Source organism: Klebsiella sp. CN_Kp100 (assembly GCF_040065315.1).
GTDB classification, from domain to species: Bacteria; Pseudomonadota; Gammaproteobacteria; order Enterobacterales; family Enterobacteriaceae; genus Klebsiella; species Klebsiella oxytoca.
The window spans coordinates 29,240-43,461 of record NZ_JBEAIJ010000044.1 but is presented as its reverse complement, the minus strand read 5'-3'; the positions used below and the strand labels follow the sequence as shown (position 1 = coordinate 43,461).

Here is a 14,222-nt window from a genome sequence, read left to right as displayed (position 1 = left end):
CATACAGGATGTTCTGACATGGATAAACTCGCTCATCCGCTGGCCCGTGGAGCCAGCTGGCTGCTGATCTACCTGACCGCCGTTCAGCCTCTGCATCCCGCCATTGCGGCGGGTATTACTGCTGCGAATGGCAACACTCAGGTCGTGATGAAACCCGGGAACGTCCCGGTGGTGAACATCGCCACGCCCAACTCGGCTGGCATATCGCACAACACCTACCAGGATTTTAACGTGGGAACGCCGGGCGCGGTGCTGAATAACGCCACGCAGGGCGGGAAAACACAGCTCGGCGTCACCATCGACAACGGCAATGCCAGACTCAAGGGTAAACCGGCCGAGCTAATTATTAACGAGGTGACCAGCGGCAATCGTTCTGAACTGAAAGGCAGGCTGGAAGTCTTCGGCAGTAAAGCCGGTGTGATGATTGCCAACCCGAATGGCATCACCTGTAACGGGTGTGGTTTCATCAATACTCCGTCGGTGACACTGACTACGGGCAAACCGCAGTTTGACAAACAGGGCGCACTTGAGGCCCTGGAGGTCAAAAAAGGCGCGGTGATTATCGGCGGAAACGGTCTGAATGGCGCCAGTACCGAATATGTTGATGTCATCAGCCGGGCCACTGAACTGAACGGCAAAATTAACGCGAAAACCCTCACCCTGACGCAGGGAGCGAACCGGGTCAGCTTTAAGGACGGCACGATAAAACCCATTGCCGGTGAGGGGGCAAAGCCTCAGCTTGCTGTCGATACAAAGGCGCTTGGCGGCATGTATGCCGGTAAAATCCGCCTGGTCGCCACCGAAGCCGGGGTCGGAGTCAACCTGAGCAATATGACATCCACTCAGCGGGACATCTCCCTGACGACGGCCGGAAAAATCACCCTCAGTAACGTTAAGGCGCAGACTGACCTGAACGTCAGCGGGCGAGATATCGTCACGCCAGCCGGGTCCAGCGTGCGCGCTGAACGTGATATGACGCTGGCGGCGACCACAGTGGATAACCGGAGCAGCACCACTGCCCACGGGGATATGCGGGTATTTGCGTCTACGGTGCGCAATACTGGCAATGGCGCGTCATTACACAGCCATAAAAATCTGTGGATACAGAAGGATGCCCAAGGTAACAAAGCCAGTCTGGTGGAGAACCGGTCGGCTCGCATTCAGACCAATACGGGTGACCTGGTCATACGCACTGAGACGCTGAACAATACCCGCGATGTTCTGGCTTACGAATGGAAAGATATCAACCCTGATTCAACAGCATTCGTTAATATTCCACAGCATCGTACCATCAGTGCCATCAGACACGCTTCAGGAAATATCACACTGGCTGATGTGATTTACTGGGATGCAACATTAGGTGGTAAATGGTTCGGTACTGCTAATTTTAACCAGTCGGATCTGGTCAATACCGCCAGAAAAGAATATCGGCGAACCGCTACATCGTCCGCAGCCTCCATTCAGGCTGGCAGAAATGCTTATCTTAATACCACTCTTCTGACTAATAACGAAAGTCTTATAAAAGCAAATCAAGATCTGATTCTCACTGGAAAAACGTTTAATCATATCTGTGGCATCACCGGTACCAGGGATACCTGGTCCTCCTATAATACAGCGTATCGACCTTCTAATACTGTGTCGCCTGCGGTTCCGGAAAGTCAGTTAACAATTGCAGGGAAACAAAATAAAACTTATACGTTCCAGAAAACAGGCGAGATCAATAGTTGGAAAAATCCGACTATCTCTCCAGCACTACTCTCTGCTGGAGGTAATCTGGTGGCGGATTTTTCTGAACGTATTGAGAGTACTGAACCTTATGCCACGAATGTCCAATATTCAGAGGTGACGGGCCGTCCGGACACGATGACAGCCAAAAATATCCTTTTACGCGCCGGAAGTATCATTACCACCGATGTAATGAAGGCCTCAGGGGATATTACCTTACAGTCAGACAGCGGCACGAAAATGGCGCTGGCGCTAATGACGGCCGGAAAGGATATCTCGGTTCTGGCTGGCGGAAATGTTGAGTCCTGGCAGAGTGAGCTGAAGGGGCAGAATATTACCCTGGTCAGTCGCGGTGGTGACGTCACCTCTCATACCAGCGAGTGGCCAAACTATTTCCATTCTGACGGGCTACGCTGGCTGGGGAGTCTGGAAGCTTCACGTGATTTATCACTGACGGCAGCGAAAAATATTCTTCTAAGGAACACGCGTTTTCCTGTTCTGAGCCAGAATATTTCTCTGGTTGCGAATGGGGATATCACGTTTGATAAAAATGAAGCCATGCTGGGGCATGAACGGCCAGGCGTTGTCCTGACCCAGGCCCGTAAACAGGAACTGTTTAACCGGATGTTGCCCGGAGAGCCGCTTCGTACTTCAGGTGATATCACCCTGAGCGGCCATCGTCTGTCTTTGTATGGCGCAGGGCTCGAAGCCGGCGGGAATATCAGCCTCTCATCGGCTGCCAATACTGATCTGAACATGCGAAGCCTGAGTGGCCGCTACAGAGATTTTTTCCCGGACAGCCGGATACCCGAATTACGCAGCAACCTGAAAGCAGGAGGAAACCTGCTTATCAGCTCAGCGGCAGATATCGGTGTACAGGGCGCTCATATTGTCGCCGGGAAAACCGCGACGCTGCAGGCAGGAAAACTTCTCTGGCTGGGCACCTACGGATATGGTGTAACGGACAGTGGTAATGACAATAACAGGGATGAACTCAACGTACTGACCCGTCTGCACGGAGCGAAAAGTCTGACTCTGGCGGCAAACGGGGGGATCCAGGCTAACGGCAGTACGCTGACCTCAGACGGTAACATCACGCTGACATCCGGCGGGAATATGCAGTTTCAGTCCGCCCGGGGGACGCTATACCGTGAGTCCGGGAATACCTGGACGGAAAGCGTCAGCCAGACAGGTGTCACGCTGAACTCAGGTGGTGCACTGACGGTTATCTCGGGTGGCAGCATCCTTTTTCAGGCATCGCGTTTACTGGCAAAGGGGGCGATGGATGTTGCTGCAAAAGGCGGCTGGCTCTATGCCCAGGCGATGGAAGAGTCCAGTCATTACGAACGTGAAACCACGAAGAGAAAGTGGTGGGGTAAGAAAACCACCGTCAAACAAACGAAACACACCACCACCAACCGGGTGACGGACTTTATTGCGGGAGGCAATCTCAGCCTGCTGAGCCGTGATGACAGTACCTATGAAGCCAGTAAAATCGAGGCGAAAAAGAACGCCACGCTGACCAGTACCAACGGAAAAGTCAACTTCCTGGCCGTGAAAAACACGACTTTTGAGCAGACGGTCAGCACCTCGAAAGGCTTCTATATCAAGCAGGCAAATAAAGGCTACAGCGAAGGAAAATGGGTGCTTCCGTCTGTTCATGCTGGCGGAAAACTGACGGTCAACGCGGCCAGCGGCATCAGTGCCGATATCAAAGCGAAAAATGGTCAGGCTTTGCAGGGCGCGATTACTGCTCTGGCGGCGTTACCCGGTACAGAGTGGCTGAAGGGACTGAATTCACGCAGCGATGTTCAGTGGAATACGGTTAAGGATGCTTACGACAGCTGGAATTATAAAAGTCAGAGCCTGAATCCGGCTGTGGCGGCGGTGATTGCGGTGGCTGCAGCAGCGGCCACCGCAGGCAGTTCACTGGCGGCGACAGTTGCATCTTCAGTAACTTCCACCGTGGGTGGTGGCGCAGTAACGACCGGCGCGGTTACTGCCGGGATGTCCTCTCTTGCCGCTCAGGCCGCCGTGGCACTGGTAGAAAATCAGGGGAATCTGTCAAAAACGCTGTCGGCACTGGGAAGCAGCAGTTCGGTCAAATCGCTGGCCACCTCCATGGTTATCGGGGGCGCGCTCGCGGGCTTTGATAAGGTTATGAATGTTGAGGTGCCGCCCGATAAAGCAAAATTGCCGGCGCTGGTCAAAAACGAAGGATGGGGAAAAATCGTCCAGCGCGTGGCCGGCCAGTCGGTTATCAGCTCCAGCCTGAACACCGCTCTCAACGGCGGCAGTTTTAAGGACAACCTGACTAACGCCCTGTTGGCGAATATTGGTAATCAGATTAATGCCGAAGGGGTCGGTCTGATTGGCGATAACGGCGAGGTTCTGGGTATAGCGGGCAAATCGCTGAGTCATGCGGTGGTCGCGGGTATCAGCGCGGAAATTGGTCGTGGTGACGGGAAAGGGGCCGCTGCCGGAGCGCTGGCTGCCGAGCTGGCCGGGGTTATCATGCAGAGTTCTTTGTTTGAGCCGGCTAATCTGAATGAACGGGAACGTCAGTTACTGCGGTTGCAGGAAGCCTTAAAGGGTAACGAGGCAAAAGAGCAGACGGCACGTGTGATTGGCGCATTGACCGGGGCACTCATTACGCACACACCCGAAGGGGTATACAGCGGTGCAGACAGTGCCCAGAACGTCTATCGCTACAACATGACGGAACATATGCTGCAGCAGTATGCCCTGGATAATCAGCGGGATATTCTGGCAGCGAGTGAAGGAGATGCGGCGGCGGCGAAGCGTGTTCAGGCCCGGAGAGAAGCGGCGATTATCGTGGCAGCGGCCAGCGGTGGGGGTATGGCACTGACAGCAGGTGGTATGACTCTGATTGGTGCGGCTCCCGAGCTGGTTCTGGCTGCAAGGCTGGTTATCGCCGGTTGTAAAACAAATCCTGCGCTCTGCCTGAATCAGGCGGGTATTTATGCGGCAGATATTGTGGCACCAGAAGCACTTATCGGTACTGGAGCCATTACCACTTCCAGTACGCTGATTATCGGGAAAACCGAAGATAGCCTGAAGAAGCTTTCGCAGCAGTTGGTGAAGGTCTATGATGAACTGAATATAACAAAAACATTAAATATTCAATCTGTTGCCGGTTTCATTAAAGGCGAAACGGCTGCTGGAGCGATTTTTTCAACGAAAACGGCTGATTATGTTAAAAGCTTGCAAAAAGATAACACTACCAAATTAGTTAGTATTTTCAACAAACAAAACCCTAACGCTGAATTAAATGTTTTTGGGAAATCCTTGCAACAAGTTTTGGGACCTGGAGGGAGCGATACCAGAGGCAGAACTAAGGTTTTTGCTTCAGAAAAATTAACTGAAGATGAAATCATAAATTTTGCTACATCTCTAACTGGTGGAGTACCATTTAAAGAGCAGATTCTTCCAGATGGAAGGCTGATGTATGCAAAAATAAACGATAATCAAACTATCAATCTTCGAAATTTTTCAGCTTCAGCAGAGAAAACCGGAGCAAGATGGACAATTGAAATTATTGGTAACTCCGATATTAAAGCAGCATCCAAAACATCATTAAATAGATTCGAAGTAAAATTTAGATAGGGGTAATAAGATGAAATATTTAACTGAGGAACAATACCAGGATCGAAAAGATTTATTGCGAGGAGCCTCTACAACGATGTTATGGAAAAATATTGACCCAGAGAGTGTGGATGGTGCCTATAAACTAACCTATCAGGAAGAAAAAGCTCTATATATCTGGTTCATTTCACGCTTACTGAAGGATGGTGACATTAAACTCGCTCGCCATGGAAAATTTCTCCCAGGAAGCATTGAAAAGCAGATCGAGGTTTTTGAAATGGCATTTCCCAAAACTGAGGATGATATGGATTGTGATGCATTTGAAGGATTTTGGTTTTTAAGTGAAAACTGCCCTGCAGGTATTGTCTGGATTTACGAAAATGGCTATCAGGATTGGACTTAGGTAATGATGTTTTAACATCCGCCCCGTCATTTATGATGGGGCGGATGTCATGACATACAATTACATCCAGACTGTGTACCTATTCTACGAGCTTGTCAGTAATTCTGTGTAACTGCCACTGTATTAAAGGTGATCGCTCAGGCGGTCACCGAACTCGATAATAAAACGACTTATCGCCAGTCGTCAGTTCTGGATCGGCATACTTCATTTTTTTGATGCATTTTTGATCACCAGATAAACAACTTTCCGTACCGAGTCATCCGTCGGGAATACTTTGCGTTTCTTTATCGCCGCCCGGATAACGCTGTTCAGCGATTCTACAGCATTCGTGGTGTAGATGGCCTTGCGGATATCCGGTGGGTAGCCGAAGAACGTGTTCAGGTTTTCCCACTGTGCACGCCAGCTTTTGCTGATTTGGGGATACTTATCCTCCCATGCTTCTGTGAACGCATCAAGCGCCATCAGCGTCGCCTCTTCGGTCGGGGCCTGATAAAGCTTTTAGCCCGCTGGTGACGGCTTTGGAGTCCTTACAGGACACGTATTTCAGGCTGTTACGCACCATATGGATGATGCACAGCTGGATGTGAGCCTGCGGGTAGACCCTGTTTATCGCATCCGGGAAGCCCTTCAGACCGTCCACGCAGGCAATGAGGATGTCCTGAAGACCGCGATTTTTAAGCTCTGTCACCATACTCAGCCAGAACTTTGCGCCTTCATTTTCGGCCAACCTCATACCCAGTAATTCTTTCTGGCCTTCGATGTTGATACCCAGCGCCAGGAAGAGGGCTTTGTTGATTACGCTGCCATTCTGACGGACTTTGACAGCAATACAGTCCATATAAACAATGGGATACAGCGCACCCAGTTGTCGGTTTTGCCACCCCGTGATCTGCTCTTTTTACGGCGTCGGTGACCTTGGATATCAGCGTGGGCGATACATCGGCGTCGTACATTTCTTGCGTGCGTTTATCAGGGATAGTTTATCCCACCCCCTGGTACGTAACCCCAGAAGACAGGGTCGATATGCAGTTGCTCATCATGTTCGCTCAGGAGCAAAACCTTTGTCCCTGGCGCCACGTTGTATCGGCCGATTGGTTCTGGATCATAGGCGATATCACGCTCAGCTTCTTTGGCAAGGTAAGCCAGGTATTCTTCGCGTGTCTGTGATTGAGCAAAGCGTCCGCACATGGTTACCTCCAGTCATCAGAGTGAAAGTATAGAGGGTGTGGAGAAAAGGTAGGAAGGTAACTCCGACAGCCATATAACTGATGACTGCCGGAGTGGACGTTAAAAACAATGTGTACAAAATTGTGTATTAAAATCCGGAAAAATCACAATAATAAAAACTAACTTGTTGTATTTAAATGGTGTTTTTTTATTTGTAACTGCTATCGTAGGGCATACCATTCCTTATGTTTCAGTGGGTTAGCCATAGCCCCCAAAATATCGGATATCACGTTCACAATAATCACCAGCGCGCCGATGACCATCACGCCCGCTGAGATTGCGGCGTAGTCCTGTTGGCGAATGGCGTTAATGAGCCAGCGGCCCAGTCCCGGCCAGCTAAAGACCATTTCGGTAATCATCGCCAGCGTTAGCATGGTGGAAAACTGCAGACCCAGGCGCGGGATCACCGGCGGCAGGGCGTTATGCAGTACGTGACGGTGTAAAATTGTCCGCCGCGATACGCCACGGGTGGCCGCAGCTTTGACATAGTTGGTGTCGTACACTTCGCTGGTGCTGATGCGCATCAGACGGATCACTTCCGTCGTCGGCGCCACTGCGAGGGTCAGCACCGGCAGCACCATATGGCGCGCCGCGCTGACGATCATTTCATGACGCCACGGCGAATCGGAAAGCCACGCGTCGATCAGCGCAAAGCCGGTGACCGATTTCACTTCGTACAGCAGGTCGAAGCGCCCGGAGACCGGGAACCAGCCCAGGGTGAGGGAGAAAAACAGGGTCAACAGCAGCGCCAGCCAGAATACGGGGATCGAGAAGCCCAGCAGCGCCAGGGCGCTAATCAGGGTATCTTGCCATTTGTTGCGCATAATCCCCGCCAGCATGCCGACGGGGATCCCGATCACCAGCGCGAAGCCGAAGGCGAGGATACACAGCTCCATCGTGGCAGGGAATACCTCTTTAAGCTGCTCGGAGATCGGCTGCCCGTTGATGCTGGAGACGCCAAAATCCCAGTGCAGCACGCCCTCAAACCAGAACCACCAGGCGTTCCACAGCGAGGCGCCCTGCAGCGGCGCGTGAGGCGTAAAATAGCTCAGGCTAAAACCGACAAACGTCAGCAGAAAGAGCGTAATCAGCAGCAGCAGCAGGCGACGCAGGGTAAAAATAATCATGGTTTTTGCACCTCGTCTTCTTTTTCCCGCGAGACGCCGGCAAAAGAGGCGTTGCCAAACGGACTCAGCACCAGGCCTTTCATGTCGTAACGATAGGCCTGAAGACGCAGGGAGGAAGCCAGCGGCAGTACCGGCAGTTCATCAGCAAGAATGCGTTGGGCCTCTTTATAAGCTTCAATGCGCGAAGCCAGCTGCTGGGATGTCAGCGCTTTTTGTAGCACGTCATCGAATTCACGATGACACCAGTGAGCATAGTTGGTTTGTGAGGCAATCGCCGCGCAGCTCAATAGCGGACGGAAGAAGCTGTCCGGATCGTTACTGTCCGTTGCCCAGCCGGAAAGCGTCAGATCATGACTCATATCCATTAATCTGGCTTCCTGAAAACGCCCTTCGACCGGCACAATGATCACCTTCACGCCAATTTGCGCCATATCCGCCTGGATAAGCTCGGCGGTTTTCAGGGGGCTGGGGTTCCAGGCCTGCGAACTGGTCGGGACCCATAGTTTAAGCGTCAGCTGTTCCAGCCCCAGCGCTTTAAGCCTGGCGCGAGCTTCCGCAGGATTATATTCGGTGATTCTGGCGTCGTTATCATAGGCCCAGGAGGCGCGAGGCAGCATTGAAGCTGCGGTTTCCGCCGTTCCGTAATAGATTGACTGCATCAGACGCTGATTATTGATGGCCAACGCCAGCGCGTGACGGACCTCCGGATTATCGAGCGGCGGCTTAGCGGTATTGAACGCCAGCCAGGCGATGTTCATTCCCGGGCGCAGGGTCAGGCGAAGGCGCGGGTCGTCACGCAGAATAGAGAGCTGGCTCGCAGCCGGCCAGGCCAGCACATCACACTCGCCGGTCAGCAGTTTTGACAGTCGTCCGGTACCACCGGAGCCCAGATCGACCACCACCTGCGGCATCAGCGGTTTACCTCGCCAGTAGGCCGGGTGGCGCTGCAGACGAATATATTGCCCGCTGCGATATTCCTCAAGCTGGAACGGGCCGGTGCCAACAGGTTGACGATCGATCAGCTCCTGACGATCGCTCTGGGCCAGCTTTGCGGCATACTCCGCCGACATCACCGAGGCGTAGTGGGTAGCCAGGTGCCACAGGAAGGAAGCATCCGGTCGTTTGAGGCGAAATTCAACGGTGTGGTTATCCAGCTTACGCACGCTTTCGACGCTGTCGGCGAACTGTAAGCTATCGAAATAGGGGAAGCTGCTGCCGTTCACGTTGTGCCACGGATGGTCGCGGTTAAAAATCCGGCCAAAGGTAAAAATCACGTCGTCAGCGTTGAAATTGCGGGTCGGCTTAAACCAGGCGGTGGTCTGGAACGGCACGTTGTTTCGCAGGTGGAAGCGGTAGGTGGCGCCGTTATCCAGCACCTCCCAGCTTTCTGCCAGTTCCGGGACCAGGCGGTAGGTATAGGGGTCAACATCAAGCAGTCGATCGTACAGCTGGGCGGCAAGAGTATCGACAATCAGACCGCTGCTGACCTTTTGTGGGTTGAAGGTGTTAACCTGGCCGCTTACGCAATAAACAAAACCGCTATCGCGAATATCCGCGTTAGCAGGCAGGGCGGGCGCGGCAAAAGCTTGCCCGTACAGCATAGACACCGCTGCCAGGAGAGAAGACAATTTCAGGCGCATAGTTTCTTATTGATTATAGAGCAAGGCTCTATCTTATTAATATTAAATAACATTTACCACCACCTTATTGCTTATGGAGATAATTTAAGCGATGGTTGCGTCGGTTATTTGACCAACTAATTCAAATTCATACCGCTTATTAACTTCGAGTATACCTCTTAATTCACCCTGCGTTTGGCAACAGGCGAAGAGACGGGAAGCGCAAATATGAATTTCATCGATTCAAATGCAGAACGGCTCGCGGGCACGTATTGTCGTAAGCATAGCGCTTCTCTGCGCCGCAGACGCCCAGATGTTTGCCACATGGTAGCTTTTTATTTGCGGATTCTCCAGCGAGCCGTGCCGGCACGACCGCCGGAGAAAGGGGCGCTACAGCGGCAGGAGCCGGTTATAACGTGCAATATAGTCTTTTGGGGTGATTTCAAGCTTTCCGCCATCAGGATGGTTCGCGACATACGTACGCAGCACCAGGCCGCTTTTTTGCGGCGTGATTTCCCAGCCTTGCAGACGATAGGAATCTTCGGTTGAACGAATAAGCAGGTCTGAAAAGATCATCATGACCGTGAGCGCCGGGGCTTTGTGGCTTTTCATGGTATGAACCAGGCTGACGTGCGCGGCATAGCGGCCAAGCGTTGAGGAATTAACCGGAATCATCTGTATTTTCAGTCCATTGAGTCATCATGCGCCGATGATAGTTCACATCAGTATATCTTACCAGTTACAAATGTTTAACCATGATGACGGCCCGGGCGCATCTAAAACCCTTAACTTTGTCCCTGTTTGCCTCCGCAGGTCATGGTAACCATTCATGTGACACTGTCACTTCATGTCATTAAGAGGCGTAAATTCATACAGCGCCAGCGCGTTGCTCTCCAGCGAATCGACGAGCTGCCAGCGATCGCTTGCGGGGGTTTCTTCGCTCACGCGCAGGGCCGGGCGCGCCTGGTGCATCAGCCAGCGATACTCTTCTTCATCCGGGCCGCTCTGGCTGCGAAAAGCCTCGAAAAGCGGAAAGAGGGCGCCATGATGCCGATCGAAGAGATGATGTTTGATGCGCCAGCGTCCTTCAAGGCCGTGCAGGCGCACGTTCCATGGCTGACTAAAGCGCTGGATAAACGCCTCCTCGCTGGAAAGCCAGGGATTGAAAACCACCGTATTGCGCAGCAGCAACTGGTAATGGCCGTTATCGCGCAGCAGCAGCAAATTTTTTTCGTTAATCACCACTTCGCCCCGCAGCCTGCGCCACAGCCACAAGACCCAATACACCGGTCGCGGCAAACCGTGGAGATAGTGCAGCGCCAGGCTGGAGGTATCAAGCTTGCCGTTAGCGCCAGCCTCCCCCTGCAGCCCGGAATTCAGCCAAAACCCCGCCAGCCACACCTGGTCTGCCAGCCCCAGCAGATTATCCATCAGTAGCGCGCCGCGAAAGAAACGGCCGTTGGTGTCGCGAGTATCGCCGGTCAGGGTATTCCACGACAGTAGCCAAAGCGGTAACAGCAGCTGCCGCTGGCGCAGCGCGCTGTGGAGCTTGCGCATTTTAAGCACCGGGTAATTCTCGCTGGCGGCCAGCCTCTGGCTATCAATCTGCGCCAGATCCAGCAGTTCATTCGCATCTGCCTGGCAGGCAAGAAAATCCGCCTCGGCCAGCAGCGGTGAACAGAGGAGGGGATCCTCCTCCACGTTTTGTGAAAAGCGGTGCCAGATCCCCAGCGCCGACTGCGGCGAAAGCGCCTGGAGGATCGTTTTTTGTTGCCGCCAGGCATGCTGGCGCGCCTCATCGCTGGCCTGCGGGGACCAGTGCCAGACAAAACGCCAGCTGGCGAGGGTTGCCGGTGGAAAATGGTTGGCGGACAGGCGCAGAAAACGCTGTAGCAGATCGCCGCGGGTGGTGATACCGGTATGCAGTATTACCGCCCAGCCCATCGACGCCAGCCAGCTAAAAATGCGCTGCAGGTTATACCAGCAGGCATACCCGGCCAGCTGCGCATCGTCCCAGCCGGTACCGAACAGGCGGCTACTGAGAAACGGATCGTGAACGTCGATGGCGAATATCGGCAGCGAGTTGTGCAGTTCTTCGAGCTCCTGACGGACATCGTCGCGCAGCAGGTCATCCAGTTCCCGAACGGTAACGACGATGCGCGAGTGCCGCAGCGGCGTACCGCGCGCCGGTAGCTGGCGCATATCAAGATGACGGGTTTGCTGGGGATTGAGCCGCAGCGGCGGGCTATCCAACCCATTGATCTGCGGCGCATTGAGCCGGGAATATAGCCTGTCTATAGACACTGGTTGCCACAGCTCAGCCCGTTGAACGCGTGGACGAGGGGATTCAACCGCCGTTTGCGGATGCTGCTGGCGAAACTGGCGCGGCGTCAGACCGTGTTCGCGTTTAAACAGGTCGCTCATCACCCGGCTGCTGGCAAAGCCCTGTTGCTGAGCGATCTGCTGTATCGATTTACGCGTCATCGTCAACTGCTCAGCAGCTTTACGCAGGCGAAGCCCGGTGATGTATTGCATAAAGCTGACGCCCACCTCTTTGCGGAACAGACGCGATAGCCAGGCCTCAGAAACAAATTCGGCGGCGGCTATCTCCTGCAGCGACAGGCGCCGTTGATAGTTGGCGTCGATTCGCGCCACTACCCGATTTATTCGCTGACTCCAGCGTTCGGCTCCGCGAGGCGCCAGGGCGGTGAGGGGACGGCTGAAGCGTGACGCCAGCAGAAGAGCAATTTCGCTAAGCCAGCGGTTGGCCTCCAGCCGGTAGTGGGCCTGCGGATTGACCAGACCGAGGACCAGCAGCTGGCGCATCAGGTAGCGCAGGGTATCTTCGGCATCGCGGGTTTCGTTGCTGCTCTGGTAGGCAGAGGCAAAAAAATCGCCGTCGAGGCGGGTCAGCCATCCAGCGCTCAGCGACAGCGCCATCACGACGTTCGCCGTCTTGCTGTGCAGGCTCCAGGGGCGATGGCGATTCACTATCGCCAGTTCATCAGCCTGCAGGTTCCGGCCCGACTCGCCATCGCGGAGTTCGACGCTGCCCTCAAGCAGCCATAGTAGCGTCAGCGTCTCGTTTTCCTGCTGGCTCAACTGGCGGATATCGCGAACCGTAACCTGAAAGTCGCCTGAATGATGATCCACACCGCCTCCTGAAGACAAAAAACAGCGTGTTGTTTTTTGTCATAACCGTTTTGTATGAAAAACACTCATTAATAATCCGTCACTATAAAACAAAAAAGCGCATTTTAAAGCCGCCATGGATGCATAAACTCGAAAGTGTCGTGCAAACACAACACAGGAATAATAAAAATGACACACCCGATTATTGAGGCATTACAGGTTAATGAGGCGCAGTTTGTCGCTCTTCGTCGCCGTTTCCACCAGCAGCCGGAAATCGGTTTTGAAGAGCATAAAACCAGCGAAGAGGTGGCCCGACTGCTCGGCGAGTGGGGCTATCAGGTTCATCGTGGTCTGGCGGGAACCGGCGTGGTCGGTACCTTACGCGCAGGCGACGGTCAAAAACGGTTGGGACTTCGGGCGGATATGGACGCGCTGCCGATGCAGGAGATGAGCGGCAAAGCGTGGGCCAGCCAGATAGAGGGGCGTTTTCATGGCTGCGGCCACGACGGTCATACCACCACGCTATTGTACGCCGCGGAATATCTGGCGCGCACGCGGCAGTTTAACGGCACGCTGCAGCTTATTTTTCAGCCGGCTGAGGAACTGCTCTACGGCGGTCGGGTTATGCTCGAAGACGGCCTGTTCGACCAGTTCCCCTGCGATGCCATTTTTGGCCTGCATAATATGCCGGGACAACCGTTAGGCAAAATCGGTCTGCGCGACGGGGCGATGATGGCCTCATCCGACACTCTCCATATTGAAGTCAAAGGGGTTGGTGGACACGGCGCGCTGCCGGAGCATACCGTCGACGCTACGCTAGTGGCCTGCCATATCACCCTGGCGCTGCAATCCATTGTCTCCCGCAATATCACGCCGTTTGAGCCGGCTGTCGTGACCGTGGGCAGCATCCAGGCCGGGCATGCGCCGAATATTATCAATGACAAGGCCTTAATGAAGCTCACTGTGCGCACCTTAAACGAACAGGTTCGCGAGACCGTACTGCAGCGCATTCACGATATTGCCGTCGCTCAGGCCGAGAGCTTTAACGCCAGCGCCGCCATTACCCACGTTAACGGCAGCCCGGTTTTAAGAAACGATCCGGCAGCCAATGAGATGGTTCGGAAGGTGGCGGCTTCGCTATTTGGCGAGGAGCAGGTTGGCGAAGTGAAGCCGTTTATGGGCAGCGAAGATTTTGCTTTTATGCTCGAGCGTAATCCGAACGGCTGCTATTTCACCATCGGAGCCGGGGATGAAGCGGATCGCTGTATGGTGCATAACCCGGGATATGACTTCAACGATGCCCTGTTGCTAAAAGGCGCCGCGCTGTGGTGCGCCCTGACGGAACACTATTTGCGTTAATCTCCGCAACGAAGAGGACCCTGC

The 14,222-nt window shown here is 53.7% G+C and carries 7 protein-coding genes and 2 pseudogenes; 3 read left to right on the top strand and 6 right to left on the bottom strand.

Annotated elements, in window-relative coordinates:
- Positions 1-18: 18 nt before the first annotated feature.
- Together ABLV12_RS19735 and ABLV12_RS19730 are read left to right on the top strand one after the other, a co-directional pair.
- Positions 19-5,352 carry a DUF637 domain-containing protein gene (locus ABLV12_RS19735; protein ID WP_348867244.1) on the top strand — a complete coding sequence of 1,778 codons (5,334 nt, stop codon included), beginning with the start codon at positions 19-21 and terminating at the stop codon, positions 5,350-5,352.
- A gap of 76 nt (positions 5,353-5,428) precedes the next feature.
- On the top strand, positions 5,429-5,734 hold the full coding sequence (locus tag ABLV12_RS19730; RefSeq protein ID WP_023329588.1) for a DUF596 domain-containing protein: 306 nt from the start codon (positions 5,429-5,431) through the stop codon (positions 5,732-5,734).
- Positions 5,735-5,917: 183 nt separating this feature from the next.
- Here ABLV12_RS19730 and ABLV12_RS19725 read toward each other — a convergent pair.
- The 6 genes and pseudogenes from ABLV12_RS19725 to ABLV12_RS19700 all read right to left on the bottom strand — a co-directional run.
- Positions 5,918-6,693 (bottom strand): annotated as a pseudogene (locus tag ABLV12_RS19725) (IS256 family transposase); the annotation flags it as partial.
- Positions 6,663-6,922 (bottom strand): annotated as a pseudogene (locus ABLV12_RS19720) (SOS response-associated peptidase family protein); the annotation flags it as partial. The pseudogenes ABLV12_RS19720 and ABLV12_RS19725, both read right to left, overlap by 31 nt.
- A gap of 200 nt (positions 6,923-7,122) precedes the next feature.
- On the bottom strand, positions 7,123-8,088 hold the full coding sequence (gene sapB, locus ABLV12_RS19715) for a putrescine export ABC transporter permease SapB (RefSeq protein ID WP_004101442.1): 966 nt from the start codon (positions 8,086-8,088) through the stop codon (positions 7,123-7,125).
- On the bottom strand, positions 8,085-9,728 hold the full coding sequence (sapA, locus tag ABLV12_RS19710) for an ABC transporter substrate-binding protein SapA (RefSeq protein WP_004101448.1): 1,644 nt from the start codon (positions 9,726-9,728) through the stop codon (positions 8,085-8,087). The genes sapB and sapA overlap by 4 nt, the downstream gene beginning before the upstream one ends.
- A 369-nt stretch (positions 9,729-10,097) precedes the next feature.
- Positions 10,098-10,382: a hypothetical protein gene (locus ABLV12_RS19705; RefSeq protein WP_016808546.1), complete on the bottom strand. Its 285-nt coding sequence runs from the start codon at positions 10,380-10,382 to the stop codon at positions 10,098-10,100.
- A gap of 165 nt (positions 10,383-10,547) precedes the next feature.
- Complete coding sequence (locus tag ABLV12_RS19700; protein ID WP_064398375.1) at positions 10,548-12,860, bottom strand: helix-turn-helix domain-containing protein; 2,313 nt, start codon at positions 12,858-12,860, stop codon at positions 10,548-10,550.
- Positions 12,861-13,028: 168 nt separating this feature from the next.
- Here ABLV12_RS19700 and ABLV12_RS19695 point away from each other — a divergent pair, with 168 nt between their 5' ends.
- On the top strand, positions 13,029-14,198 hold the full coding sequence (locus ABLV12_RS19695) for a M20 aminoacylase family protein (RefSeq protein WP_070557321.1): 1,170 nt from the start codon (positions 13,029-13,031) through the stop codon (positions 14,196-14,198).
- Positions 14,199-14,222 lie beyond the last annotated feature (24 nt).

Bases quoted from the DNA above. Each gene is read 5' to 3' on its own strand.
- ABLV12_RS19705 (WP_016808546.1), bottom strand. From the start codon at position 10,382: ATGATTCCGGTTAATTCCTCAACGCTTGGCCGCTATGCCGCGCACGTC.
- ABLV12_RS19730 (WP_023329588.1), top strand. From the start codon at position 5,429: ATGTTATGGAAAAATATTGACCCAGAGAGTGTGGATGGTGCCTATAAA.
- sapB (WP_004101442.1), bottom strand. From the start codon at position 8,088: ATGATTATTTTTACCCTGCGTCGCCTGCTGCTGCTGCTGATTACGCTC.
- ABLV12_RS19735 (WP_348867244.1), top strand. From the start codon at position 19: ATGGATAAACTCGCTCATCCGCTGGCCCGTGGAGCCAGCTGGCTGCTG.
- ABLV12_RS19695 (WP_070557321.1), top strand. From the start codon at position 13,029: ATGACACACCCGATTATTGAGGCATTACAGGTTAATGAGGCGCAGTTT.
- sapA (WP_004101448.1), bottom strand. From the start codon at position 9,728: ATGCGCCTGAAATTGTCTTCTCTCCTGGCAGCGGTGTCTATGCTGTAC.